This is a genomic window from Streptomyces antarcticus (assembly GCF_026627255.1).
Classification (GTDB): domain Bacteria; phylum Actinomycetota; class Actinomycetes; order Streptomycetales; family Streptomycetaceae; genus Streptomyces; species Streptomyces antarcticus.
This window is the reverse complement of the sequence record NZ_JAPNLM010000008.1, coordinates 145,845-171,495: the sequence shown is the minus strand read 5'-3', so window position 1 is coordinate 171,495 and position 25,651 is coordinate 145,845. Positions and strand designations below refer to the sequence as shown.

The window sequence follows — 25,651 nt, the reverse complement described above, 5'->3', positions numbered from 1 at the left end:
GCCCCGACGTTAGCCGAGCGCCGGGGGTGCCGGGGGCCCGGAGCCCGGCGCCGGCCTCACCCGAGGTCGAAGACGTTCGGCAGGCCGAGCCGGTGGCGCCACCTGTCGTGCCGCTTGGCCGACTCGACCTCCGGCGCCCGGTACAGAGGGTGCACCGTGCACCGCCGCGCCGCCGAACCGTCATGGTCCAGAAGGGAGTTGACGGCCGCGCGGGCCGAGGCGTTGGCCCCCTCCATCGTCGCGAGGTCGATGTCGACCGCCACGTAGTCCCCGCTGAGGAAGAAGTTCGGCACCCGGGTGCCCGCGGTCGGCCGGTTGTGGAAGGTGCCGACCGGGTGGATCAGCAGCTCGTCCTCGTTGGTGGGGTTCGGGGTGCCGAGGCCGTCCACGCCCGGGTCCAGGAACCACGAGTGCAGCCGCGCGTCCGACAGCAGGGTCTTCCCGGTGTCGTTCAGGGAGGCCTTCAGCTGCGCCCACACCTCGCGCGCCACCTCCTCGCGGGTGCACTGTCTGGCCGTCTTCCCGTACAAGATCCCGGGCTTGTCCCACTCCGAGATGTCCACCGACAGGCAGTCGGCCACCGTGCCGTCGCCGTAGTCGGCGGGGAAGTTCCGGGAGGGCCAGTGCTCCGCCTGCTGGATCGCCGTCAACGACCAGGGCGAATCAATGCAGTTGAGGTGGCCGTGGACCAGTTCCGCCCGCTCGGTCAGGTAGAACTGGATGCCCGTCATCCAGTCCGTCCTCAGCCGGTCGCAGCGCCCCAGCATCGGATCGGCCGCCCGCAGGGCCGCGCTCCACGTCCGGCGGGCGTGCTCCACCGGCAGCGCCGAGACATAGTGGTCGGCGGTGACGGTCCGCTGGGCGCCGTCCGGGTCCGACACGGCGACCCCGCTCACCCGGCCGTCGCCGTACCGCACCTCCCGTACGGTCCAGCCGATCCGGAACTCCACGCCCAGGGAGCGCAGACGGGCCTCCCACGGGTCGATCCACGCCTCGTTCGTCGGCAGGTTCAGGATGCGGTCCGGCGGGCCGTCCGCGCCGCGCCCCAGCAGGTTGAAGACGAAGGCCTCGCCGAGCGTTCCGACCGTACGGGTGGAGGCCTCCTCGGCCTTCGTCGCCACGATGTTGCGGGTGACGCCGATCGCGAGGACGCGCTGGTACTCCTGCGACATCCGCGCGGCGCGCACGAAGTCCCACCAGGGGGTGCGCTCCCACACCTCGTCGCGCCGCTCGTCGCAGCTGGTCAGGAAGACGAGCGCGCGGTTGACGAAGTACGCGGTCTCGTGCGGCGGCAGCCGGACCAGCGACTGCAGGATCCCGGTCAGGGCGCGCCGCAGCTCCTCCGGCGTCAGCTCGGCGGGGGAGTGGCCGGGCCACGGGATCGGGGCGCGCAGGTCCTCGCGGCCGCCGGCGCGGGCGAACATCATCTCGCGCGGGGCGACGAGGTTGTCCCACACGCCGTTGGCGTTGCCGGGGAAGGGGATGCGCCGCAGGGTGTCGGGCAGGTTGTGGTAGATGCCGGGGATGAAGCGGAAGCCGTGCTCGGCGGGGAGCGGACGCCGTCCGCCGCGGGCGCTGCCCGGTACGTCCATGCTGCGGGCCTTGCCGCCGAGCGCCCGGCGCTCGTACACCGTGACGGCGTACCCGCGCTCGGCCAGCTCGTGCGCGGCGGTCAGGCCGGCGACGCCGCCGCCGAGGACGGCCACGGTACGCGGCGCACCGGCTGCGGCCCCGGACGCGTGCGCCTCCCCGGCAGCGGGTAGGGCGCCGGCGGTGGCGGCCGCCCCCGCGCCCGCGATGAACGTACGCCTGGAACTGCCCGTGTCCTTCATGCCCATGCCCATGCCCCTGCCACTAGTTACCGCTGGTAACAGTCACGTCCGGCGCAGGAGCATATGAGGGGCGTGCCCGGCGCGGAAGGCGCAGGAGTACCCGGGTGCACTATGGCGCGAAAGGGCCGCCCCGGCGCACGCTGTGGGAACCTTGACACCCCCGTCATGAGGAGAAGGAGCCGCCCGATGCCGAGTGAGCCGCTGTCACAGAAGGAGATCGAGGACCGGCTGCGGGAACTCCCCGGCTGGGCCTTCGAGGACGACCGCATCATCCGCACCTACCGGCTGGGCACGCACTTCGCCGCGAGCGCCCTCGTCGCCCACATCGCCTCCGTCCAGGACGAGTTGAACCACCACTCGGACCTGACCCTCGGCTACAACACCGTCCGCGTGTCGGTCAACAGCCACGACGCCGGCGGAGCCGTCACCGAGACCGACTTCGCGCTCGCCCAGCGCGTGGAGTCCCTCGCCCCGGCCCACGGCGCGAGCTGAAGCCGCCGCACGACCGGCCGCCCCGCCCCGCCCCGCCGCGGACGAGGCAGGCGATGCCACCCGCGGCGGCGGCCCCGACGGCCGGGGCCGCCGCCGCTACACCCGCTCCAGCCGCCACCACTGGCCCGGCGAGTCGGTGTCCTCGCACTGGCGGGCCCGGCCCTCGGCGTCCGCCTCCAGCGGGAGACCGCTGATGGCGGCGACCAGCGAGACCACGCCGGGGGCGTCGAGGTGCTCCTCGACCAGCCACTCCTGCGCCCCGAAGGCGTTCGCCTTCCACACCTGCACGCGGGCGCCGCTCTCGGTGGAGGCGTTCGCCACGTCCAGGCGCCTGCCGTTGTGGACGCTCACCAGGTGGAACAGCCCCCCGCCCGCGTGCACGGGCGAGACCTCCCACCGCGCGGCGTCCGGCACCGGCCCGGCGTGCGCGACCACCACCCGGTTGCCGGCCTCCACCTGGAGGAGCAGCCCACTGGCGACGTTGCGGACCTCGTAGGTCCCGTCAGGGACGTTCACGCGCGCGAGTCCCCCCGGCCCTCAGACGTCGAAGACGGACGGGTCCGGCCCGATCCGGCGGCCGGCGGCGCCCGCGCCCAGCGCGTCCAGCGCCGCGACGTCGGCGGCGTCCAGCTCGAAGCCGAAGACGTCCAGGTTCTCCCGGATGCGGGCCGGGGTCACCGACTTGGGGATCACCACGTTCCCGTGCTGGAGGTGCCAGCGCAGCACCACCTGCGCGGCGGAACGCTCGTGCCTGGCGGCGATCGCGGCCACCTCCGGCAGCGCCAGCAGCTCCTTGCCCTGGCCCAGCGGGGACCAGGCCTCGGTGACGATCCCGCGCTCCGCGTGCAGGGCGCGCAGCTCGGTCTGCGGAAAGAGCGGGTGCAGCTCGATCTGGTTCACGGCCGGGACCAGCGGACTCTCCGCGGCGAGCCGGTCCAGGTCCGCCGGGCGGAAGTTCGACACGCCGACCGCCTTGGCGCGGCCGCTCTCCGCGAGTTCCTCGAAGGTCTTCCAGATGGCGAGGAAGTCCTCGCGCATCGGGCGCGGCCAGTGGATCAGGTACAGGTCGACGTGGTCCAGGCCCAGCTTCCCGAGCGAGTCGTCGAACGCGCGCAGGACCTCGTCGCGCCCCCACGCCTGCGACGGGCCGTTCCACAGCTTGGTGGTGACGAACAGTTCCCCGCGCGGCACGCCGGAGCCCGCGACGGCCCTGCCGGTACCGGCCTCGTTGCCGTAGACGGCCGCCGTGTCGACGCTGCGGTAGCCCGCCTCCAGAGCGGTCGCGACGGCCTGCTCCGCCTCGTCGTCCGGCACCTGCCACACGCCGTAGCCGAGCTGGGGCATGAGCGTGCCGTTGTTGAGCTTGATGGTGGGGACCTGGTTCACGTCTGGCCGTTCCCTCGCGTCGGTTCGGTTGCGTCGTACGGGGGCGGCAACCGGCCCCCCGTACGACGTATTCCCGCCACGTCAGGGCACCCGCCCCCCGTACGGAAGGCCTCCCCTCAGGAGGTTCCCAGGTACGCCTCCCTCACGGACGGGTCGGCCCGCACCTCGGCCGCGGTCCCCTCGGCCAGCACCGTCCCGAGGTCCAGGACCACCACCCGCGTGCAGAGGTCCATCACGAACGCCACGTTGTGCTCGACCAGCAGCACCGCGCAGCCGTCCTCCCGTGCGAGGCGCCGGATCACCGCCGCGAGCCGCTCGCGCTCGGGTGCCGACATGCCGGACGCCGGCTCGTCCAGCAGCAGCACCCGCGGCGGGTCGGCCACCGCGCGGGCCAGCTCCGCCATCCGGGCCTGCCCGACGGGCAGTCCGCCCGCGTACGAGGCGCCGAGCGCGCCGATCCCGCAGCCCGCCAGCACCCGCTCGACCCGGGCCCGCCGCTCCCGTTCCCGGGCCAGCCGGGCGGGGAACGCCAGCAGGTCGGCGGCGAGACCGCCCCCGCCGCCCCGCCACTCCTGCGCCACCAGCACGTTGTCGGCGACGCTGAGCTGGCCGAACAGCTGCTGGCGCTGGAACGTCCGGCGCATCCCGTGCCGGGCCCGCCAGACGGGGGAACGGCGCGTGATGTCGGCGCCGTCGAGCAGCAGCCGCCCCTCGTCGGGCCGCCGGATGCCGGACAGCACGTCGAACAGCGTGGTCTTCCCGGCCCCGTTCGGCCCGATCAGCCCGCACACCTCCCCGGCCCGGACGCCGAGGTCCACCCCGGTCAGGGCCCGGACACCGCCGAAGCGGACGCTGACGCCCGTGGCCCGGAGCACGTCGCCGCTCATGTCGCCATCCCCAGGTAGGCCTCGGTGAGCCGGCCCGCCTCGACCTCGGCCCGCGGACCGCACCACGAGACCCGGCCCTGGGAGAGGTACGCGACCGTGTCCGCGACCCCGAGGATCCCGGCCGCCTTCTCCTCCACCAGCAGCAGCGCCGTACCGGCCCCGCGGAGCTCGGTCAGCAGCGCGTACACCTCCTCCACGACCCGGGGCGCGAGCCCGAGCGAGGGCTCGTCGGCGATCAGCACCTCGGGCGGCCGCTGCAGCAGCGGTGCCAGCGCCAGCATCTGCTGCTCCCCGCCGGACAGGGACCCGGCGGCCACCCCGCGCCGCTCCCCGAGGCGGGGGAAGCGGTCATAGACGGCGGTCCGGGCGTCGGCGTCCCGGAGGTACAGCGCGAGGTTCTCCTCGATGGTGAGCGCGGGGAAGATCCCCCGGCCCTCCGGGGCGAGCAGCACGCCGGCCCGGGACCGGCGCACGGGCCCGTCCCGCGTCGCGTCCCGCCCGGCCACGAACACACTCCCGCCCCCGGCGGGCAGCAGCCCGGCGGCCACCTTGCAGGCGGTGCTCTTCCCCGCACCGTTGGGCCCGAGGACGGCGAGGATCTCCCCCCGCCGGACCACGAGGTCCACCCCGTGCAGGACGAGCCCGCCGTCGTACCCGGCGGTGACCGCGCGCAACTCCAGCGCGGGACGCGCCTCGGCCGTCGCCGACACCGGCCGGGGACCGGGGACCGGGGCGCCGGAGCCCGGACCCGGGCCGGGACGCGGGACCGCGGAGATGCCCGTCGGCCCGGTCCGGCCGGCCGGGGCGGCCGCCGCCCGGTCCGCGGGGCCGCCCGCCCGCGCCACTCCGCCTGCCCGTTCGGCCTCGTCTGCTCGCGCCACCCCGTCCGCCTGCCCCGCTCCGTCCGCCCGCGCCACTCCGTCCGCCCGCTTCGCTCCGACCCGCCCGGTGCCCGCGGCGCGCCTGCGCGCCCACCGCACCGGAACGGCGGCGCAGTAGCCGTCGGGATCGTTGGCGAGGGCCAGGCCCGCCAGGCCGAACAGGATCACCGGCAGGTGGGCCGACTCCGTCACGTAGTCCGCGAGCAGCCGCGGCGCGACGGCGAACACCAGCCCCGCCACCACCGCGTACTGCGGCCTGCGCACTCCGGCCGCCACCACCACGGCCAGCCACACCAGCCCCGTCATCGCCGTGAAGTCGGTCGCGGTGATCCGGGTGTTGTACGAGGCGTACAGCACGCCCCCGAACCCGGCCAGCCCCGCCGACAGGGTGAACATCAGCAGCTTCGTCCGCAGTACCGACACCCCCGAGGCCATCGCCGCCGCAGGAGCCGACCGTACGGCGAGCATCGCCCTCCCGGACGGCGAGTTCCGCAGCGCGCTCAGCCCCGCCGCGACCGCCGCGACCAGGACGACCAGGGCCACCCCGAGCGCCCGGTCGTCGGACAGGTCCACCGGCCCGAACACCGGTCGGGGGATCGACCACCCCGCGTCCCCGTTGCGCAGCCACCTCAGCTGGAACAGCACCTGGTCGGCGAGGAACGCCAGTGCCAGCGTGGCCAGCGCCAGGGACCGGCCCCCCAGCCGCAGCGCCGGCAGCGCGACCAGCGCCCCCAGCAGCGCGGCCACACAGGTGCCCACCGCCAGCGCGGCCACGAACGGCCAGCCGCGGCTCATCAGCAGCCCGGCCACCAGCGCGGCGCCCGTGACGAAGGCGGCCTGGGCCAGGGACACCATCGCGCCGAGCCCGGTCACCACCGTGAAGGACATGAACACCAGGGCGATGGCCAGCCCCTGGGCCAGCAGTCCGCTCCAGAACGGTGTCGCCACCGTGTAGAACGCCGTGCCCAGCAGCACGGCGCCCGCCGCCCACCCGCCCCAGCGCCGCAGCCAGGACGCCCCGGCCAGATGGTCCACCGGCGGCGCGTCCACGGCGGAGGTCCCCGCGGTCCGGGCCCGGCGGGTCAGCACGAGCAGCCCGCCGAACAGGATGAGGAAGGGCACCGCCGTCCGCAGCCCGGTGATGTCCTCGGCGAAGGAGGCGTACCCGGCGACGAGGTTCTGCAGCACGCCCAGGCCGAGCCCGCCGGCGAACGCGAGCGGCACCGACGCGAACCGCCCGATGACGGCGGCCGTCGCCGACACGAACAGGAACAGCGTGAAGTCGTGCGCCGACAGCCCCAGCAGCGGCGTCGCCAGTACGCCCGCCAGTCCGGCCAGCCCCGACGCGATCATCCACGCCACCGAGGAGAGCCGGTCGGCACTGATCCCGCGCAGCTCGGTCAGCGAGCGGTTGTCGACGGCCGCCCGCAGCCGCAGCCCCAGCCGCGTGTGCCGCATCAGCACCCACAGGGCGACCGCCACCAGCGCCGTCACCACCCAGGTGATCAGCTGGTCGGAGTCGATGCCGACGCCGTCGGCGAGCTGCCAGGAGACCGCGGGGCTCGGCCCCACCCCCGGCAGCCCGAACTGGTTCTCCGCCGGTTTGACGGGCGCGCCCGCGTCCGCGAGCAGCTCCACCGCCCATAGCCCGGCGGCCGGCAGCGCGACCAGCAGTCCGATGGTCGCGACGATCTGCGCGGTCTCGCCGACCCGTGCGAGGCGGCGGAACATCAGCCGGTCCAGCGCCCATCCGAGGCCGGGCGCCAGCACGAACACCACCAGCAGCGCCGCGGGGACGGCCGGCCAGCCCAGTCCGGAGTGCAGTTCGTAGAAGGTGAGCGCGCACAGGTAGGCGGTGGCCCCGTGGGCGAAGTTGAACAGCCCGGACGCCGAGTACGACAGTACGAGCCCGGTGGCCAGCAGCGCGTACAGGGCGCCGGAGACCAGACCGCTCAGCACGAAGACGAGCAGATCTCCCATTCGGCTGCCCGGCCCCTACGAGAAGGGGATGGGTTCGTGGCACTTGAACGGGACCGACACCTTGTACGCGCCGTCCTTCAGCTGTACGAGCGCTCCGCAGCCGAAGCTGTCCTTCTGCCCCTTGGGTTCCGCCCGGTCGCCGACGAGGGTGCCGGTGTCGGAGAAGCCCTGCGCGGCGGCCTGGAAGGACTCGACCGTCAGGTCCTTGCCCGCCTTCCGCGCGATGGAAAGGAACAGGTCGGCCGACATGTACCCGGTCACCATGTGCATGTTCAGCGGCACATCCTGCCCGCCCGCCGCGGCCTTGATGTCGGCCTTGAACTGCGTCATCTTCGGGTTGTCCGACTCGAAGGGCTCGAACTGGAGCAGTACGTGCACCCCGTCGAGGGCCTGCTTGGTGGCCTCCTTCGCGAGCAGGCCGGGATCGTAGTCCGTGGGGTCGGAGATCAGGCCCTTGTAGCCGGCGCGCTTGAGCGCGGTGAACAGCCCGATGTTGTTGGGCGTCTGCATGACGGACACGACGGCGTCGGGCGCCTTGCCGCCGTTGCTCTGCATGATCTCCTTGACGTACGCGGACCAGTCGCTCGGCACGGCGGTGGCGGGCACGGATGCCTTGGCGTACGAGACGGTGAACCCGGCGCTCGCGAAGCCCTGCTGGAAGGTGCGGATGCCGAACTTCCCGGCATCGCTGTCGTTCGCGATGACCGCCACCGACTTGCCCGCGGCCCCGCCGAGCACCTGGCCGATGCCTTCCGGCCAGGTCTGGTTGAGGGTGCCGCCCGGGGAGGGAACCAGGCAGCCGTTGAAGCCGTAGATGTACTTGGGCCCGCAGAAGGAGGGGAGGGTGCCCCAGCCGAAAGTGGGAACCTTCTCCTGCTCCAGGAAGTCGGCGCCGGAGAAGGTCACCGAGCTCATGGGGGAGACCGCGAACACCTTGTCCTGCTGGACGAGCTTGCGGGCGGCCGCCATGTTCTTCGCCGGGTCCTGGCCGTCGTCCTCCGCCCCGAGGTAGTCGATCTTCCGGCCGTTGACGCCTCCCTCGGCATTCGCCCTCAGGTACCGGGCCTTGGCCCCGAGATCGGTGTCCTTCTTGCTGTAGCCGCTGGCGGTGGTCATCGACACGATGCCGCCGACCTTGATCGAGTCCGCCGTGACGCCGCGGGAGTCGCCGGACGTGCCGGGGGGCGCCTTGTCGGGGGTGGCGGCGGAGTTGCAGGCGGAGACGAGCGCGAGGGCCGCCGCCGCGGCGGCCAGGGTGCGGATCGATCGCAACATCGAGGGTTCCCTCCGGTCGGGATCCCCGCATTCTGTGTGTGACCTGACGGATCGTCAATATCGGCGGACGAAGTGAAGTGACGGTGTGTCAGATTGCGGCCGGGCCGTGATGTTCACGTCTGGTACAGCGCCGCGACCTCCTTCGCGTACGCCTTCTCGATCGCCCGCCGCTTCAGCTTCAGCGACGGGGTCAGCAGGCCGAGCTCCTCCGTGAACTGCCCGGGCAGCACCCGGAACGTACGGATCGCCTCCGCCTGCGAGACCAGCGTGTTGGCGGCCACCACCGCCCGGCGGACCTCCGTGGTCAGCTCCGGGTCGTGCACCAGCTCCGCCGCCGGACGCTGCGCCAGACCGCGCATCGACAGCCAGTGCGCGATGCCCTCCGCGTCCAGGGTGAGCAGCGCCGCGATGTACGGCCGGTCGTTGCCCACCAGCACGCACTGCGACACCAGTGGATGCGAACGCACCCGCTCCTCCAGGGCGGCGGGCGAGACGCTCTTGCCGTTGGAGGTCACCAGGATCTCCTTCTTGCGCCCGGTGATGGTGAGGTAGCCGTCCGCGTCCAGCCGCCCCAGGTCCCCGGTCGCCAGCCACCCGCCGCGCAGCACCGCCTCCGTCGCCCGCGGATCGTTGAGGTACCCCGAGAACACGTGGCCGCCGTGCAGCCAGACCTCCCCGTCGTCGGCGATGTGCACCGTGCTGCCCGGGATCGGCGGGCCCACCGTGCCGTACTTCGTCGCCCCCGGGGGGTTCGCGGTGGCCGCCGCGCTCGACTCGGTCAGGCCGTACCCCTCGAACACCGTGATCCCGGCGCCGTCGAAGAACAGCCCGAGCCTCCGCGACATGGCGGACCCGCCCGACATGGCGTGCCGCACCCGGCCGCCCATCGCCTCCCGGACCTTCCTGTACACCAGCTTCTCGAACAGCTGGTGCTGCACGCGCAACCCCGCCGACGGCCCCGGCCCGGTCCCGAACGCCTTCGCCTCGCGCGCCTCCGCGTACCGTACGGCCGTCTCCACCGCCCGGTCGAAGGGGCCCCGGCGCCCCTGCGTCTCCGCCGTGCGGCGGGCCGCCGCGAACACCTTCTCGAACACGTGCGGCACCCCCAGCACGAAGGTGGGCCGGAACGCGGCCAGGTCCGGCAGCAGTTCGGCGGCCGCCAGCACCGGCTGGTGCCCGAGCTTGACCCGCGACCGGACGGCCGCCACCTCGACCATCCGCCCGAAGACGTGGGCCAGCGGCAGGAACAGCAGCGTGGACGGCCGCTCGCCCGGCCCCGCCTGGAACACCGACTCCCAGCGGCTCACCATCGTGTCGGCCTCGTACATGAAGTTGGCGTGGGTGAGCACGCACCCCTTGGGCCGGCCCGTGGTCCCGGAGGTGTAGATGACGGTAGCGACCGCGTCGGGCGTCACCGCGCCCCGGTGCCGGTGCACCACGTCCTCCGCGACCCCCCGCCCGTCGGCGACGAGCGCCTCCACGGCCCCGGCGTCGAGCTGCCACAGCCGCCGCAGACCGGGCAGCCGGTCGATCGCCGAACCCACCGTCATGGCCTGGTCCTCGTCCTCGACGACGCAGGCCACGCAGGCGGAGTCCTCGAGGATCCAGTGCACCTGGTCGGTGGAGGAGGACGGGTAGACCGGAACCGGCTGCGCCCCGATGGCCCACAGCGCGAAGTCGAAGAGCGTCCACTCGTACCGGGTACGGGACATCAGCGCGACCCGGTCCCCGAACCGCACCCCCTGGGCCAGCAGCCCCTTGGCCAGGGCGAGCACCTCGGCCGCCAGCTCGCCGGAGGTCACGTCACGCCAGACGCCGTCCGTCTTGCGGCCGAGCACCACGCGGCCCGGGTCCTGGTGTGCGTACTGGAAGACGACGTCGGCCAGGCCGCCGACGGGCGGGCCCGTGACGACGGGTGGGACGGTGATCTCGCGCAAGGCCCCGCTCCTCTCCGCACAGCGCGGCGACGCTACCCCACGCCTGGCGGCAGTTGATCAGCCGGCGAACTCCTCCACAAGACCTCCGCAGGGGGCGCCTGACCACCTGGTACGGCGCCGAGCGCCTCGGCTTCGGCCGCGCCGACCGCATCGCCATCCAGTTCGCCGGCTCGAAGAAGAGCCTGGCCGCCGGACTCCCCATGGCCAGTGTGCTGTTCGGGGCCCACGCGAGCCTCGCCGTGCTGCCGCTGATGCTGTTCCACCAGATGCAGCTGATGGTCTGCGCCGTCCTGGCCCGCCGCCGGGCACGCGACGCCGAACCCGCGCCCCACCGTGTGGCGGAGGTCTCCCGGGCGCCCCAACACCCCGCCCCCCGGGCCCGGTAACGTGCGGCGGTGACCTGGATACGCCCGATCGCCGCCCGCACCGAACGCCCCTGCACCCTGGTGGTCTGCCGGGGCTGCTGCTGCGGCGACCCCCGCAAGAACCCCGGCTCCGACCACGCCGGCCAGCTCGCCCGGCTGCGCGCGGCCGCCGCCGATTCCGGGGGGCGGCTGGCCGTCCGTACGAGCGAGTGCCTCGGCCCCTGCGCGCAGGCCAACGTCATCGTGGTCCAGCCCACCAGCGAGGCCCGCCGCCGGGGCGCCCGCGCGGCCTGGTTCGGCTGGGCCCTGGACGACACCGCGACCGACGAGATCATCGCCTGGGCGCGATCGGGCGGCCCCGGAACCACCCCGGTCCCGGACACCCTGGACCTCCACCGCATCGACCCCCCGGAGCCCAAACCGGCCGCGAACCCCTCCCGCCGCTCACGCCGCGGCCGCTGAAGGCGGCCGGCGGTGGCGGCCGGCGGCGCACGGCTACACCGTGATCCGCTCCTCGCCCGCGTAGATGTTCATGTCCGGCCCCCGCAGGAACCCGACGAGCGTCATCCCCGACTCCAGCGCCAGGTCCACGGCCAGCGAGGACGGCGCCGAGACCGCCGCCAGCACCGGGATCCCCGCCATCACGGCCTTCTGGGCCAGCTCGAACGAGGCCCGGCCCGACACCAGCAGGACCGCACCCGTCAGCGGCAGCCGTCCGGCCTGGAGCGCCCGCCCGACGATCTTGTCCACCGCGTTGTGCCGGCCCACGTCCTCCCGTACGTCCAGCAGCTCGCCCTCCGCCGTGAACAGCCCCGCCGCGTGCAGCCCGCCCGTACGGTCGAAGACCTTCTGGGCCTCGCGCAGCCGGTCCGGGAACCGGGCGAGGAGCTCCGCGGACAGCCGTACGGGGTCGGCCGCCGCGGCACCCGGGAACCGGCTCGCGGTGCGGACCGCGTCCAGGCTGGCCTTGCCGCACAGCCCGCAGGAGGAGGTGGTGTAGACGTTCCGCTCCAGCGTGATGTCCGGCACGGGCACGCCGGGCGCCAACTGCACGTTGACGACGTTGTACGTGTTCGTGCCGTCCTCGGCCGCGCCCTCGCAGTAGGTGACGGCCCGCACGTCCGCCGCCGCACCGAGCACGCCCTCGCTCACCAGGAAGCCCACCGCCAGGGCGAAATCATCCCCCGGGGTGCGCATCGTGATCGCCAGGGGCTTGCCGTTCAGCCGGATCTCCAGCGGCTCCTCGGCCACCAGCGTGTCCGGGCGCACCCCGGCCACCCCGTTCCGGATCCGTACGACCCGGCGGCGCTCGGTGACGCGTCCCATGGTGTTCCCCCACCTCGTTCTGTTTCCTGCCGCGGCCGACATGGTCATTGTCGCCGTTCCGCTTCCCGCGGGGCTCCCGGCAGGCAGATCCTCGGGAATCTCCAAATTCCGGTGCCCGAATCCTGTCGGATCACGCGCACTCGTACCCATCGGTAGCAGGCGAAGCTGGGTGGTCATGACTGCCAACGAGGGGGGACCCCGCCCATGACCGGTTCACGCGTGGTGGCGCTAGGGCACTACCAGCCCGCGAGAGTGCTCACCAACGAGGACCTCTCGGCCATGGTCGACACCACCGACGAGTGGATCCGGTCCCGGGCCGGGATCAAGACCCGCCACATCGCGGGCCCGGAGGAACCGGTGGACGAGCTGGCCTTCCAGGCGGCCGGCAAGGCACTGGCCGGTGCCGGCCTGACCCCGGACGACATCGACCTCGTCCTGGTCGCCACCTCCACCGCGATCGACCGCTCGCCCAACATGGCGGCGCGCGTCGCCGCCAAGCTGGGCATGGGCGGCAACCCGGCCGTGATGGACATCAACGTCGTCTGCTCGGGCTTCACGCACGCCCTGGCCACCGCCGACCACGCGATCCGGGCCGGCTCGGCCACCCGCGCGCTGGTCATCGGTGCCGACAAGATGACCGAGATCACCGACTGGACCGACCGCACCACCTGCGTCCTCACCGGCGACGGGGCGGGCGCGGCCGTCGTCGAGGCCTGCGAGGAGCCGGGCATCGGCCCCGTGCTGTGGGGTTCCGTGCCCGAGATGGGCAACGCGGTCCGCATCGAGGGCTCGCCGCCGGTCTTCGCCCAGGAGGGCCAGTCCGTCTACCGCTGGACCACCAGCCAGCTCCCGCCACTGGCCCGCAAGGTCTGCGAGAAGGCGGGGGTCGCTCCCGAGGAACTGGCCGCCGTCGTCCTCCACCAGGCCAACCTGCGGATCATCGAGCCCCTCGCCGCCAAGATCGGCGCGGTGAACGCGGTCATCGCCCGCGACGTCGTCGACTCCGGCAACACTTCGGCTGCCAGCATCCCGATGGCCCTGTCCAAGCTGGTGCAGCGCGGTGAGATCCCCTCCGGGGCCCCCGTCCTGCTCTTCGGCTTCGGCGGGAACCTCTCCTACGCCGGCCAGGTCATCAGCTGCCCGTGACGGCCACCGCGCCCCCGTCCTCCCCGTCCGCGGGCAGGACGGGGGCGCGGTGCGTTCCCCACTCGCATCACGGTGGCGAGACGATCCGTCTCGCTGAGCCCTTCGGCGCATGCCCGCAGGTCAGCACGGCGTGGCGGGCGATCACGGCTCGGATAAGTGGTCGGAAGCCCGACGATCCTTTGCTATGGTTGTCCATGTCGCCGCGGGAAACCGGGGTCGATCACCTGGTCCGGGTGGCGGAATGGCAGACGCGCTAGCTTGAGGTGCTAGTGCCCTTTATCGGGCGTGGGGGTTCAAGTCCCCCCTCGGACACAAAGACGAAAACCCCACTCCGGTGGGGTTTTTCGCGTTTCCGGTACGTGTTTCCGGTACGCGCGTCCAGTACGGGGTGCTGCCCCGGCCGCCCCTCCCCGCGGCTCAGGCCCGCAGGACCACCAGGCCGTTCGGGGTCGTCAGGGCGCCCGCCGTGACCGGGGCGAAGGCATGGGGGAGGGACAGCCGGGGCCGGTCCGGGGAGTCAGGGGCGTCCGGCGGGATCGCGCCCGACAGGAGCAGCGCGAGGAGCACCGGGACCGCCTGGCCGCGCGGTGTCCCGGTGGCCGGGCGCAGCCGGTGGGCGTGGGCCGCCGGCAGCGAGAGCGCGAGGCTCCCGGCCGCGTCGCCGGCGGCGATGGGGACCGCCGGGCAGACGACCCCGGAGGCGTACTCCCGGAGGTCGAAGACAGCGGCGCCCGGGGACAGCGCGTCCAGGGCGGTGAACAGGGTCCGGACATCGGTGATCGTCCGGGGGGTGGGCCGGTCCGGGCGGTGCCGGGCCACGTACGCGGCGCGGCGGTGGTGGTCGAGCCGGGTCAGCGGGCGCGTGCCGACCGCGCCGGCGTGCGCGGCCGCCCGGAAGTCCGCCCACTCCCGCACCGGCGGGGTCCCGGGCCCGTCCGCCATCCGCGTGATCGGCGCCTCGCCCTCGGCGAACCGGCTGAGGTGGACCGCCGCCGCGGCGCCCGCCCTGTCCCGGGCCGGGGACAGGGTGCGCTGGAGCTGGTCCGCCAGACCGCGGCCGCCGGGGGCGGCGAGCCGGTCCAGGGCGGGCCCCCGCGCGTACACCTGCGCGCCCGGCCGCTGCGCGTACCCCTCCTCGCACAGCATCGCGAGGAGCGGGCGCAGGGCCGCCGCACCGAGGCCCGACTCCCGCTGCAGCTGGGCCGGCCGCACCCCCAGCGGGTGCCGCTCCAGGACCCGTACGACGGCCAGCGCGCGGCGCGCCTGCGCCAGGGCCTCGCCGGTCCCGGCCTGGACCACGGTCCCGCGGGCGGCCGCCGTCAGCGCCGGGTGGCGCAGCGGGCCGGTGGACAGCCGCGGCGCCGCCACCCGTACGGAGACCGGGGCCGGCGGGCGGAACGCGGCCAGTACCGCGGTCAGCCCGGGCCTCGGCAGCGGCACCGGGCCCAGGTCGGGATCGTCGAGCTGGTCGACGTAGCGCAGTACGGCGGCCTGCGCGCACAGCCGCACCTCGCGCGGGTCCCGGCGGCCCCCCGGGCGGTAGCCCCGGCGGCCCAGTTCGCGGGCCCAGAACCGGGCGTCGTGGTGCTCGCCGCGCCGGGAGTGGTCCAGGAAGAGGCAGTACGCGGCCGAGGAGGTCCGCGCGCTCCCGGACCCGGCGGCGAACTGCCACCAGAACCCGGCCCCTTCGCGCAGCCCGGCGAGGTACAGCAGGCAGCCGAAGACGACGGCGCCGGGCAGGTCGGCGTGGCCGCCGGTGACGAAGGCGGCGAGCTGCGTCTCGGCCTTCGGCGCGCAGACGGCCGCCAGGCAGACGGCCTTGAGGTCGCGGCGGGCCCGTTCCGCGTCGAGCGGGCAGTCCCGTGCGGGGTCGCTCCACCCGTGGGCCGACCGGCGCCGCGCGCGGTGTCCGGGGACGGGCGCGTACGGGGTGGCGCGCAGCAGGCGGGCCTCGGCGGCGCCGAGGTCGTAGTGCGGGTAGCGCTCGCGCACCCCCGCCCGGGCGAGGAACTCGGCCAGGGAGCGCGGGGCCGCGTGGTCCTCGCGGAACCCGTGCGCCTCGTGGGGCCTCATGACTCGGCGGACGTGTCGAGCAGGCGGGCGAGCCGCCGGTGGGCCTGGCCGAGGTGCGAGCTGACGGTCGCCTCGTCGACGCCCATCACCGCGGCGGCCTCGCCGGGGGTGCACTGGAGGCCGTACCGCAGGAGGACGGCATCGCGCTGCCGCTCGACGAGCCGGGAGACCGCGGAGTAGAAGCGGATGGCGTCGGTGAGCACCTCGTACCGGTCCGCGCGGGCCTCCTTGAGGGCCGCTTCGAAGGCGCTGGTGTCCATCGGCTCCGGCCGCCGCCGCCAGGGGGTGCGGCGGTGCAGGTGGTCGACGATGCAGCCCTTGAGGACGGTCCAGGCGTACGCGTCGAGCCGGTCCATGTGCAGCATCCGGAGCCACTCGGCCATGATCGAGTCGAAGGCGGCGTCGACCGCCTCCTCCGCGCCCGCGTCCGAGCCCAGGTGCAGGTACGCGAAGCGCATGTACGCGGGCCGCCGGTTGGTGTGGAAGGCCCAGTACGACAGGCGTGCCGTCGGATCCCACTGGCTCATGGGGGTCGGCCGCCGGTGCCGGCTCGGCAGTCCCACGCTCCCACCGGACTCCTCCGGTCCGCCATCGCTCACCGCTCCACCTCATCCCCTGTGCGGTCCAGGAAACAGCGCGGGCGCACTCGGAGGGCGCAGAAGAGAAACATGGAAATATTACGTTCGGTGATGATCGAGTCGTGATCGATGTCGACCGAGCAAGGTTCTGGCCAGCGCGTATGCATATGCCGACCGTGGCGGACGGGCGGGTGACGGGCGGCGCACGGGCGGGCCGCGGCGCACCGCGTGTGACCATCGCAAGATTCACTCGTTTGTCGGAGGGTGAGCACATCGCAGCGATTCGGCTCCACCGCCGTCGAGCAGGCCGAGGCGGTCCTCGTCGAGCAGTACCCCCAACTGGTACGGCTCGCCTACCTCACCCTCCCCGAGTGCCTTCCGCGCCACACCCGCGTGCTGCTGGCGCACAAGGCGGTGCAGCACGCGCTGCCCCGGGGATCGGGGGCCCCGGGCCCGGGGCCCGGCGCCGCGGAAGGCCCCGGCGGGCCGGGCGGGCCGGGCGAGCCGTCAGGGCCCGGCGGTTCCGGCGAGCCCGGCGGTTCCGGCCCCCGGGGGCCCCTGGGGGGTCCCGACAGTCCCGGCGGGCCGCTCTCCGAGATACGGGTACGGGTGCTGCGCGCCGCCCTCGCCCCGGCCGGCCGGGTCCGCTCCGCCCTGGCCAAGGCCGGCTGGCCGCCCGTCCCCCCGTTCGTGTGGGGGCTGAGGCTCTGGCCCCCGGCCGGCGGGATCGACGAGGCGGCCGGGGTGCTGGCGGGCGCGCCGGGACCGGTCCGCGCCGCGTTCGTCCTCCACCGCATGGACGGGCTCCCCGAGGAGGCCGCGGTCCGGCTCCTCGGGGCCGCGGGCGCGGACGACCCGTCCGACGCCGTGCGCGAGGCCCTCGCGCTGCCCGTCGGCGCACCGCTCCCGGCGACCCCGCTCACCCCGGAGTTCGACGCCAGCGTCGTCAGCGCCCGCCCCACCGACCTGCTCCGGCGCCGCCGCCGGGTGCGGGCCGGGTGGGCCGCCGCGGCCGTGGTCGCGCTGGTCACCGGGGTACTGGTGGCCGACGCCTCGCCGCCGCGCCCCGAGGCCACGCCCGCCGCCGGGCCGGTGGCCGCCCGGGCGCTCGACCCCGACCGGCTGCTCCGGGTCCCGGCGGAGGCCTGGGCCGACACCGCCCGGGTGGACTTCACCGCCTGGCCGGCCCGCGGCGGCCGCACCGCCGACCGGGCTCTGCTGGCGCGGGCGCTGGGCACGTGGGCCGCCCGGCCCGGCGGGGTCCCGGTCACCGCCGCCCCCGGGACCGCGACCGACCCGCCCGCCCGGCCCCCGCAGCTGCTGCACGCGGGCGACAGCGAGGGCCGGGCCGTGGTGCTGCTGCTCGACGGGGACCGCGTGGTCCGCTACGCCGAAGCGGCCGCCGGGCCCCGCGGGCGGGAGCTGGCCTTCGCCCGTACCGACGAGGCCGGCGTGACCACCGCGGCCGCGCTGGCCCTGGTCCGCACCTCCGCCGACGGCCCGGCCCGCTACCTGCTCGCCCCGTGGATCGAGGGGGCCGCCACCCGCGACCTGCTCCGCACCGGGGAGGACGGCGCCCCGCTGGCCATCGGCCCCGACGGGGTCACGGCTCCGGCGGCGGTGCCCCGTACGGCCGGGGGCTGCGGATCCTGGCCCGTACTCGAACTCACCTCCTCCGCCCGCATCGTCGAGAAGCACTCCTTCGTCCTCGCCGACCTGGGCGCGCTCTCCCCGGTGCACCTCACCTACACGCCGCTGCCCGACGGCCCCGGCGCCGTGCCGGCCCGGCAGCCGCGCGAGGCCACCGGTCCGGCCGCGCGGGCCGCGTGGGCGCCGACCGCGTGCCGGCTGCGGGAACTGGGCGGCGGCTCCGTCCGCGCCGTCAACGTCTGGGACTTCGCAGGCTCCGAGCTCCCCGACGGCGGCGGCCGCGCCGTGTGGTCCTGCACCCGCGCCTCCGGCTGGGCCGGCCCCGGCGACGTGCTCGTCCAACTGCGCCCGCCGGCCGGGCCGCCGCAGGACGTGGTGCGGGCCCGGTCCACGGCGGCCTGCGGGCGCTTCGGACAGCACCTGCTCGCCGGCACCCGGTGGCGCTCGCCCGCGGGCCGCTGGTACGTGGTGGCCGCGGGGAGCCGCGAGGTCGTCGGCATCACCGCGGCCGGCGCGGTCCGGGCGGAGGCCGGCGGCCGGACCCTGGCCGCGTCCGCCGGCCCGGAGGGGGCAGCGTTCTCCCTCACGGGCCGCCTCGCGAGCGGAGCCCGGATCACCGCCCTCGACGGCGCGTCCGGGGGCTGGGAGTAGGTTCCCCGGCGGCCGCGACCGGGCTCCGTGGCCGCCGCGACCGGGCTCTGCGGCGGTCGGGGGCGCCGCCGTCCGGCTGTAGCATGGGCGCGATTGCGAGGGCCGTGACGGAGAGGTCACTGCCCTCGCTTTTGCGTTCTGCCCACCCGAACAAATGCGGCGCGTGGCCTTCGGGCCGTTCGATACGATGAACAGCGTTCACCGTCCGTGACGCCACGTGTACCGCACAGAGGAAATGGAGCATCCGAGGATGGCTCGACACCTGATCACCAGCGCGCTTCCGTACATCAACGGGATCAAGCACCTGGGCAACATGGTCGGGTCGATGCTTCCGGCGGACGTGTACTCCCGGTACCTCCGCCAGCGCGGCCACGACGTCCTGTACATCTGCGCCACCGACGAGCACGGCACGCCCGCCGAGCTCGCCGCGAAGGAAGCCGGCATCTCCGTCGCCGAGTTCTGTGCGCAGGCCCACGACGCCCAGAAGGCGGTCTACGACGGCTTCGCGCTGTCCTTCGACTACTTCGGCCGCAGCTCCTCCCAGCAGAACGCCGAGATCACCCAGCACTTCGCGCGGCAGCTCCAGGCGAACGGCTTCATCGAGGAGCGCGCGATCCGGCAGGTGTACTCGCCCGCCGACGGCCGATTCCTGCCTGACCGCTACGTCGAGGGCACCTGCCCGCACTGCGGCTACGACAAGGCCCGCGGCGACCAGTGCGAGAACTGCACCCGCGTCCTGGACCCCACGGACCTGATCGAGCCCCGCTCGGCCATCTCCGGCTCCACCGAGCTGGAGGTCCGCGAGACCACGCACCTCTTCCTCCTCCAGTCCAAGCTCCAGGTCGAGGTGGAGGCCTGGGTGGCGGAGCACGAGGAGGAGTGGCCGCAGCTGGCGTCCTCCATCGCCCGCAAGTGGCTGACCGAGGGCCTGCACGACCGCGCCATCACCCGCGACCTCGACTGGGGCGTCCCGGTCCCGGCCGACACGTGGCCCGAACTGGCCGCCGACGGCAAGGTGTTCTACGTCTGGTTCGACGCCCCGATCGAGTACATCGCCTCCACCAAGGAGTGGGCGGACGCCGACCCGGCGAACCGCGACTGGAAGTCCTGGTGGTACGAGGCCGAGGACGTCCGCTACACCCAGTTCATGGCCAAGGACAACGTCCCCTTCCACACCGTGATGTTCCCGGCCACCGAGCTGGGCACCCGCGAGCCGTGGAAGAAGGTCGACTACGTCAAGGCCTTCAACTGGCTGACGTACTACGGCGGCAAGTTCTCCACCTCGCAGAAGCGCGGCGTCTTCACCGACCACGCGCTGGAGATCCTCCCGGCCGACTACTGGCGCTACTTCCTCATCGCCAACGCGCCCGAGTCCGACGACTCGTCCTTCACGTGGGAGCACTTCACCGCCACGGTAAACAAGGACCTCGCCGACACCCTCGGCAACTTCGTCAACCGCGTCCTGTCCTTCTCCCGCAAGCGCTTCGGCGACGACGTCCCCGCGGGCAACGCGGCCGGCGATGCCGAGGCGAAGCTGGGCGGCCAGATCGCCGAGTTGCTGGCCGAGTACGAGGGCCACATGGACACGCTCCAGTACCGCAAGGCCGCGGCCGCGCTGCGCGCCCTGTGGTCGGCCGGAAACTCCTACCTGGAGGAGAAGGCCCCCTGGCTGGAGATCAAGACCGACCCGGAGGGCGCGGCGCTGACCCTGCGCACCGCGATGAACCTCATCCACCTCTACTCGGTGGTCTCCGAGCCGTTCATCCCGGCCTCGGCGCGCGCCATGCGCTCCGCGTTCGCGCTCGCCGACGACACGGCGGCCTGGGTGACCCCGGAGCAGGCCCGGTCCCTGGACGCGGTCCCCGCCGGGACGCCGTTCACCGTACCGCCGGTGCTCTTCGCGAAGATCACCGAAGAGGACCTGGACTCGTACCGGGAGCGCTTCGGCGGCTCCCCGGACGCCTGAGGCCCCACCCCGCGAGCCCGTGAGGGGCGCCGCCCCGGGAGTTCCCGGAGCGGCGCCCCTCTGGCGTATCCGGGGCCCGGCGGCGGGATCTCGGCGTAGATCACCGGCGCGGTGTCGGGCAGGTCGATCCGCTCGATCGTGGGGACGCCGGCCTCGCGCAGCAGGGAGACGACCAGGTCGTACGCCTCCTGGACCGGTTCGGCGGGGTAGCCGGGGAAGGCGACGGACGGGATCGCCGCCAGCCGCTCCAGATCGGCCCGCAGCCCAGGCAGTCAGGGCGTCGGCCCGGCCCGCCAGGCTGTCGCGACCGTCCGGTTCCATCCGCCACCGTCCCCTCTGGTCCCTGGTCGACGGGTCGGTGCCCGGTGCTCCCTCCGATCATGGGGTGGGGAGGGGGAGCGCGGCGTGACGGGTTGCGCCGGGTGAGTGAACCGGTACGAAAAGGGCATAAGTCGGTTGGCGGGGTCCGGGGCGGAGCGGATGGTCGCGGCACTGACCACCCACCCCCGCCTTTCCGCCCCGGTGCTCCCGGGGCCGTCCCGCCGGCCCGGCCGGGACACGCGGCGCCGTCGCCGCGGTCCGCCGGCCCGCGCTCTTCGCAGGTGACCGGGGTCCGACCCTAGGATTGAGGGCATGAACCAGACAGGCCCCAAGGCAGAACTCGGAGACTTCCTGCGGTCCCGCCGTGGGCGGATCCGTCCCGAGGACGCGGGCCTGCGCTCCTTCGGTGGCCGCCGCCGGGTGCCGGGACTGCGCCGGGAAGAACTCGCCCAGCTCGCCGGCGTGAGCGTGGACTACTACACCCGCTTCGAGCAGGGGCGCGCCGAGAACATCTCGGACACGGTGCTGGGCGCCGTCGCCTCCGCGCTCCGCCTGGACCCGGCGGAGACGGCGCACCTGACCCGCCTGGTCCGCACCGCGGGGCGCCGAAGTGACCGGGAGGGCGCGGCCGCGGGGAACGGGCCGGAGGAGCCGCAGGAAGTGCGGGCCGGGCTGCGCAGGCTGCTGGAGGCGATGCCCGAGACCCCCGCCTTCGTCGTCGGCCGCCGCACCGACATCCTCGCCTGGAACCCGCTCTTCGCCATGCTCGTCAAGGACTTCGGCGCGCTGCCGCCCGACCGGCGTAACAAGGCCTGGCTGGTCTTCCTGGACCCCGAGGTGCGCGGCCGGTTCGTGAACTGGGAGCGCAAGGCGCGCGACCTCGTCGCCTACCTCCGGTTCGACCTCGGACGACACCCGCACGACCCGCGGTTCGCGGCGCTCATCGCGGAACTGGGCGAGCGCAGCCCGGAGTTCACCCGGCTCTGGGAGGAGCGGGAGGTCCGGGAGGCGACGCACGGCGGCTACCACCTGCGCCACCCGCTGGTCGGAGAGTTCACCCTCGCCTACGAGAGCCTGAACCTTCCGGACGACCCCGACCAGAGCCTGATCACCTACACGGCGGAGGCCGGCTCGCCCTCCGAGGCGGCCCTGCGCATCCTCGCGCGGGCCGCGGCCGCCGCGACGGACACGGCCGCCGACTCCGCCGGGCCCGGCGGGGAGCACCCGTCCGCGCGCAGCGACAGCCGTACGTAGGGCGCCGCGTTCCCGCCCCGGGCGGTGCCGGGCGGGGCCGCGGTCACATGGTGAGGCGGCCGATGTCCTGGGGGTCCAGGCCGGTCAGCTGGACGATCCGCGTCGCGGGGACGCCGGCCGTCAGGGCGCGGTGTACGAGGCCCTCCCAGTCCTGGGTCGTGTCGCGGAACTGGAGGAGCTCCGTCTCCACGTCCGTCACGGACTGGGGCGCGCATTCCTGCTGCACCCGAAGCGCCTCCTCCTCGCTCAGGGGCAGCGGCAGGCGCTCGGCGTCACTCGGGACGAACGCCTCCGCTCCGGCGGGGAGGATCCTGACCTGCTCGGAGGACGCCGAGACGCCGTGCGCCTGGAGCCAGCCGTGGACCGCCGGGGAAGTGGCGCACTCCAGTGTGCCGACGGAGGCGAAAGCGGCCCCCAGTCGTGGATGCCGGTCAGGAAGGAGGAACAGGTATGCGTCATCGGCCATCGCGAAAAGCCTTCCCTATCAGCCGTCAGAGGGGCTGATGGTAGCGCCCGGTGGCGGGGTCGACCGCCACCGCTCCGCCCGGGCGTCGCGCCCGGTGCGAAGTCCGTCTACCCCGCTTGAGTTGGATTACCTCATCGATGAGGTGGCGAAAACCTGTGTCAGTCGTGGTAGATAATGAGTGGTACTGTGGTTGCTTTTTCTCTGCAGTGCAGAGAGGTCGCGCCCCGCGACGTCAGGATCGACCCGAGTACCGGTGGTGGTCGGATCAGGTCAGGCGCAGGGTGGTGCCGATGGTCTTGCCGCCGGGATGGCTGCTGATGTCGACGCGTTCGGCGAGCCGCTGGACGAGCGGCCACCCGTAGCCGCCCGGATGGTCGACGCTGCCGGTGCGGGGGACGGGCGCGCGGGGGCTCGCGTCGCTGACGGACAGGATGAGGGCGTCGTCCGCGATCTCGGTGTGGAAGGCGGTGATCCCGCCGCCGTGACGGATCGCGTTGGTGACGAGTTCCGACGTCACCAGCAGGGCGTCCGCGGCGGTGACGCTGTCGAGGCTGATGCCCGCTCGGCGCAGCAGCTCGCACACCCTGGCGCGGGCCGCGGCGGCGGTCGCCGGCGTCGCGTCGTCCGCGCGGGCGCGGTCCCCGCGGCGGGTGGATCCGCGGGTGTCGTCGGCTGCTGTGGGCGCGTTCATACCGTCATCGCCTGCCCAGGGTCGTGAGGGTCCATGCCGACGCCCGTCCGGTGGGACAGCCGGTCACCGTACCGGAGCCGGTCAGCATGTCATCGCGTCCTCCAGGCTGTCCGCCATGTGGAACGCGGGTCCGGTTCCGGTGATGTCGAACAGCCGGCGGACGGCCACCTGCAGCGGGCCGGCCAGGACGAGTGCGGTTCCCGCGGCGCGATGGGCCTTGTGGGCGTCGAGCAGGGCGTGAAGGACGGAGGAGTCCGCGAAGCGCGTGCGGGACAGGTCGACCACCGTACGCGGAGCCCCGCTCGCCGCCGCTTCGGCGAGGATCCCCGTAAGGAGGGGCGCGCTGTCCTGGTCGAGGTCGCCCCGCGGGCGGACGACGGTCATGCCTTCGTGGGTGGTCGAGGTCACCACCGGTTCGTCTCCGATCACCTCGACATCTTCCTACATCGCGGAACGGGGATCACCCGGAGGGGTGCTTCCCGGCGGGGATCCACGGTTCCGGTCGCAGCACTGGGCGCGCCCGCGGACCGCCCACGGACCGCCCGCGTCAACGGGGCGGCAGCCGCAGCCGGGTGACGTCGTCCGGCCCGCTCCGAGGGTCGGGACGGCCGACTCGCCGACGCCGCCCGGGGCTCGGCCGGGCGCCCGCCCGCCCCGCCGGAGGAGAACGTGTGCGCGGCCGGTGTGCGTGCGGTGGGGGACGACGCGCCGTGCGGGGGGCCTGGTTGCCAGGGGAAAGGCGGATGGGGGATGGTTGCCGGAGGGCAAGGGTTTTTCCTTCGAGGCGATGAGGTGAGGGGTTCGCACAGCGAGCCTTCGGCGTTTGGCGAATTCCACCCAGGCAGTGTCCACTCCCACCGCGGTGGGCAACACGTGGAGTGAGGCCCCGTACCCCGTGCTCGTGGCGGACGCCCGGGCGGTCCTGGTGATCGCGAACGAGGCGGCGGGCCTGGTCTTCCCGGGCATCCGCCCGGGCTCGGAACTCGCGGACGCGGTACCCGCCTGGCTGTCCTCGGCGCACGCGCACGTCCTGCGTACCCTCCCCGGACAACGACCGGGAGCCGTACGGGACCGGACGGTCCAGGGACCGGTCGGCGACCGTACGTACGAGGCGCATCCGACGGTGCGCGACGACGGAACGGTGGTGTGGTGGCTGGTCGACGACACCGACCACCGGCTGGCCCGCGAAGCCCTGCGGATGGAGCGGGAACGCACCGCCTTCCTGACCCGGGCGTCCAACCTGCTGCTCTCCTCGCTGAACCTGGACCGGTGCATGGACGTCACGGCACAGATGGCGGCTGAGCACCTCGCCGACGCGGCGCTGGTGATCGCCCCCTCGCGCGGCCACGAGCTGCCGGTGGTGACCTGCCTCCGCGGCGGAACGCCGTCGCCGTCCCGCGTGGCCGTCGACCCCGAGGAGGTACCGGGGCTGGGAGAGGCGCTCCAGGGCTTCCCGCCCGTTCCCTCCCGCTGGATCGACCCCGCCGCCGCCCCGGCCTGGCTCATCCCGGAGGGCTTCGGCCCGGTGGCGTCGATCGTCATCACCCCCCTGCCCGGTCACGGCGTACCCGCGGGCGCCCTGGTCCTCCTGCGCGGTGCCGGCGGGGCCGCGTTCACCGAGGGCGAGGAGGTCTTCGCCCGGCTGTTCGCCGCCCGCGCCGGGGCCGCGATGTCGGCCGCCCGCCTCTACGCCGAGCAGGCGTCCATCACCGACACCCTCATGCGCGAGCTGCTGCCCCCGGCGCTGCACCAGGTCTCCGGCGTGGAGTACGCGGGCGGCTACCGGCCCTCGCAGGACCACGAGCGGGTCGGCGGGGACTTCTACGACGTCCACCCCGCCTCCGTGGAGGGCGAAGCCTCGCTCGTCGTACTCGGGGACGTCTGCGGCAAGGGCCTGGAAGCCGCCGTGATGACGGGGAAGATCCGCAACACGCTGCACGCCCTGCTGCCGATGGCGGACGACCACCAGCGGATGCTGAGCCTGCTCAACACCTCGCTCCTCAACTCCCGCAACGCCCGCTTCGCGACCATGGTGCTCGCCTCCGCGGCGCGCGACGGGAACGCCGTGAAGCTGAGGCTGACGAGCGCCGGCCACCCCGCCCCGCTCATCGTCCGCTCGGACGGCCGCGTCGAGGAGGCCCGGACGCAGGGCACCCTGGTCGGCGCGCTCCCCGACATCACCACCGAGACGGCGCTGGTGACGCTCGCTCCCGGCGACACCTGCGTCCTCTACACGGACGGGATCAGCGAGGCGCGCGGAGGCCCGATGGGCGGAGCGATGTTCGGTGAGGAGCGGCTGCACCGCGCCCTGTCGGAGTGCGCGGGCATGCCCGCCGAAGCGGTGGTGGAGCGGGTGCAGATGCTCGCTTCCCAATGGGTGGGCACCGGCCGCCACGACGACATGGCCGTCGTCGTGATCTCCGCCCCGCGCACCAGCCACCTCAGCGCCGTGGACGGCCACACCCGGGGCCGGTTCACCGCATGAGGGTGCGGA

General features: G+C 74.1%; 20 protein-coding genes, 1 tRNA gene and 1 pseudogene. 9 read left to right on the top strand and 13 right to left on the bottom strand.

Features of this window, described 5'->3' with window-relative positions:
- Window positions 1–56: 56 nt before the first annotated feature.
- Entirely contained in the window at window positions 57–1,832 is a 1,776-nt protein-coding gene (locus OTB16_RS15025; RefSeq protein WP_267720758.1) for a hydroxysqualene dehydroxylase, read from the bottom strand.
- A 186-nt stretch (window positions 1,833–2,018) separates the two neighbouring features.
- On the opposite strand from OTB16_RS15025, the gene OTB16_RS15020 reads away from it, so the two are divergent.
- Window positions 2,019–2,324 carry a 4a-hydroxytetrahydrobiopterin dehydratase gene (locus OTB16_RS15020; protein ID WP_267720650.1) on the top strand — a complete coding sequence of 102 codons (306 nt, stop codon included), beginning with the start codon at window positions 2,019–2,021 and terminating at the stop codon, window positions 2,322–2,324.
- A gap of 96 nt (window positions 2,325–2,420) precedes the next feature.
- Here OTB16_RS15020 and OTB16_RS15015 read toward each other — a convergent pair whose 3' ends face one another.
- The 6 genes from OTB16_RS15015 to OTB16_RS14990 form a co-directional block, all read right to left on the bottom strand.
- A complete protein-coding gene (locus OTB16_RS15015; RefSeq protein ID WP_267720649.1) occupies window positions 2,421–2,840 on the bottom strand; it encodes an RICIN domain-containing protein in 420 nt (139 codons plus the stop codon).
- Window positions 2,841–2,861: 21 nt separating this feature from the next.
- Window positions 2,862–3,710, bottom strand: a complete 849-nt coding sequence (locus OTB16_RS15010; RefSeq protein WP_267720648.1) for an aldo/keto reductase — start codon at window positions 3,708–3,710, stop codon at window positions 2,862–2,864.
- A gap of 116 nt (window positions 3,711–3,826) precedes the next feature.
- On the bottom strand, window positions 3,827–4,597 hold the full coding sequence (locus OTB16_RS15005; protein WP_267720647.1) for an ABC transporter ATP-binding protein: 771 nt from the start codon (window positions 4,595–4,597) through the stop codon (window positions 3,827–3,829).
- Window positions 4,594–7,458, bottom strand: coding sequence for an ABC transporter permease subunit (locus OTB16_RS15000; protein WP_267720646.1), 2,865 nt, complete (start codon window positions 7,456–7,458; stop codon window positions 4,594–4,596). The genes OTB16_RS15005 and OTB16_RS15000 overlap by 4 nt, the downstream gene beginning before the upstream one ends.
- 15 nt (window positions 7,459–7,473) lie before the next feature.
- On the bottom strand, window positions 7,474–8,733 hold the full coding sequence (locus tag OTB16_RS14995) for an ABC transporter substrate-binding protein (protein WP_267720645.1): 1,260 nt from the start codon (window positions 8,731–8,733) through the stop codon (window positions 7,474–7,476).
- A 113-nt stretch (window positions 8,734–8,846) separates the two neighbouring features.
- Complete coding sequence (locus OTB16_RS14990; RefSeq protein ID WP_267720644.1) at window positions 8,847–10,670, bottom strand: AMP-dependent synthetase/ligase; 1,824 nt, start codon at window positions 10,668–10,670, stop codon at window positions 8,847–8,849.
- A 104-nt stretch (window positions 10,671–10,774) separates the two neighbouring features.
- Between OTB16_RS14990 and OTB16_RS14985 the strand changes: the two are divergent.
- Window positions 10,775–11,056: pseudogene (locus tag OTB16_RS14985) on the top strand (bile acid:sodium symporter); the annotation flags it as partial.
- Window positions 11,057–11,065: 9 nt separating this feature from the next.
- On the top strand, window positions 11,066–11,497 hold the full coding sequence (locus OTB16_RS14980) for a (2Fe-2S) ferredoxin domain-containing protein (protein ID WP_267720643.1): 432 nt from the start codon (window positions 11,066–11,068) through the stop codon (window positions 11,495–11,497).
- 33 nt (window positions 11,498–11,530) lie between these two features.
- Here OTB16_RS14980 and fdhD read toward each other — a convergent pair whose 3' ends face one another.
- Window positions 11,531–12,361, bottom strand: coding sequence for a formate dehydrogenase accessory sulfurtransferase FdhD (gene fdhD, locus OTB16_RS14975; RefSeq protein ID WP_267720642.1), 831 nt, complete (start codon window positions 12,359–12,361; stop codon window positions 11,531–11,533).
- A gap of 204 nt (window positions 12,362–12,565) precedes the next feature.
- Here fdhD and OTB16_RS14970 point away from each other — a divergent pair, with 204 nt between their 5' ends.
- Window positions 12,566–13,507 (top strand): beta-ketoacyl-ACP synthase III, encoded by a 942-nt coding sequence (locus OTB16_RS14970; RefSeq protein ID WP_267720641.1) that lies wholly within the window; start codon window positions 12,566–12,568, stop codon window positions 13,505–13,507.
- A 227-nt stretch (window positions 13,508–13,734) separates the two neighbouring features.
- Window positions 13,735–13,819, top strand: a tRNA-Leu gene (locus OTB16_RS14965).
- A 105-nt stretch (window positions 13,820–13,924) separates the two neighbouring features.
- Here the strand turns inward: OTB16_RS14965 and OTB16_RS14960 are convergent.
- Together OTB16_RS14960 and OTB16_RS14955 are read right to left on the bottom strand one after the other, a co-directional pair.
- Entirely contained in the window at window positions 13,925–15,580 is a 1,656-nt protein-coding gene (locus OTB16_RS14960) for an IclR family transcriptional regulator domain-containing protein (protein ID WP_267720640.1), read from the bottom strand.
- Window positions 15,577–16,143: an RNA polymerase sigma factor gene (locus tag OTB16_RS14955; RefSeq protein WP_267720639.1), complete on the bottom strand. Its 567-nt coding sequence runs from the start codon at window positions 16,141–16,143 to the stop codon at window positions 15,577–15,579. Before OTB16_RS14955 ends, OTB16_RS14960 begins: the two co-directional genes overlap by 4 nt.
- Window positions 16,144–16,422: 279 nt before the next feature.
- On the opposite strand from OTB16_RS14955, the gene OTB16_RS14950 reads away from it, so the two are divergent.
- The 3 genes from OTB16_RS14950 (at window position 16,423) to OTB16_RS14940 (ending at window position 22,000) form a co-directional block, all read left to right on the top strand.
- Window positions 16,423–18,459, top strand: coding sequence for a hypothetical protein (locus OTB16_RS14950; protein ID WP_267720638.1), 2,037 nt, complete (start codon window positions 16,423–16,425; stop codon window positions 18,457–18,459).
- Window positions 18,460–18,676: 217 nt separating this feature from the next.
- Window positions 18,677–20,425: a methionine--tRNA ligase gene (gene metG / locus OTB16_RS14945; RefSeq protein ID WP_324290826.1), complete on the top strand. Its 1,749-nt coding sequence runs from the start codon at window positions 18,677–18,679 to the stop codon at window positions 20,423–20,425.
- A gap of 633 nt (window positions 20,426–21,058) precedes the next feature.
- Complete coding sequence (locus OTB16_RS14940; RefSeq protein WP_267720636.1) at window positions 21,059–22,000, top strand: helix-turn-helix transcriptional regulator; 942 nt, start codon at window positions 21,059–21,061, stop codon at window positions 21,998–22,000.
- A 43-nt stretch (window positions 22,001–22,043) separates the two neighbouring features.
- Here OTB16_RS14940 and OTB16_RS14935 read toward each other — a convergent pair whose 3' ends face one another.
- The 3 genes from OTB16_RS14935 to OTB16_RS14925 form a co-directional block, all read right to left on the bottom strand.
- Complete coding sequence (locus OTB16_RS14935) at window positions 22,044–22,466, bottom strand: DUF6003 family protein (RefSeq protein ID WP_267720635.1); 423 nt, start codon at window positions 22,464–22,466, stop codon at window positions 22,044–22,046.
- 265 nt (window positions 22,467–22,731) lie between these two features.
- Entirely contained in the window at window positions 22,732–23,157 is a 426-nt protein-coding gene (locus OTB16_RS14930) for an ATP-binding protein (protein WP_267720634.1), read from the bottom strand.
- Between the two features lie 81 nt (window positions 23,158–23,238).
- Complete coding sequence (locus OTB16_RS14925; protein ID WP_267720633.1) at window positions 23,239–23,586, bottom strand: STAS domain-containing protein; 348 nt, start codon at window positions 23,584–23,586, stop codon at window positions 23,239–23,241.
- A 415-nt stretch (window positions 23,587–24,001) separates the two neighbouring features.
- On the opposite strand from OTB16_RS14925, the gene OTB16_RS14920 reads away from it, so the two are divergent.
- On the top strand, window positions 24,002–25,642 hold the full coding sequence (locus OTB16_RS14920) for a PP2C family protein-serine/threonine phosphatase (protein ID WP_420717700.1): 1,641 nt from the start codon (window positions 24,002–24,004) through the stop codon (window positions 25,640–25,642).
- Window positions 25,643–25,651: the final 9 nt, after the last annotated feature.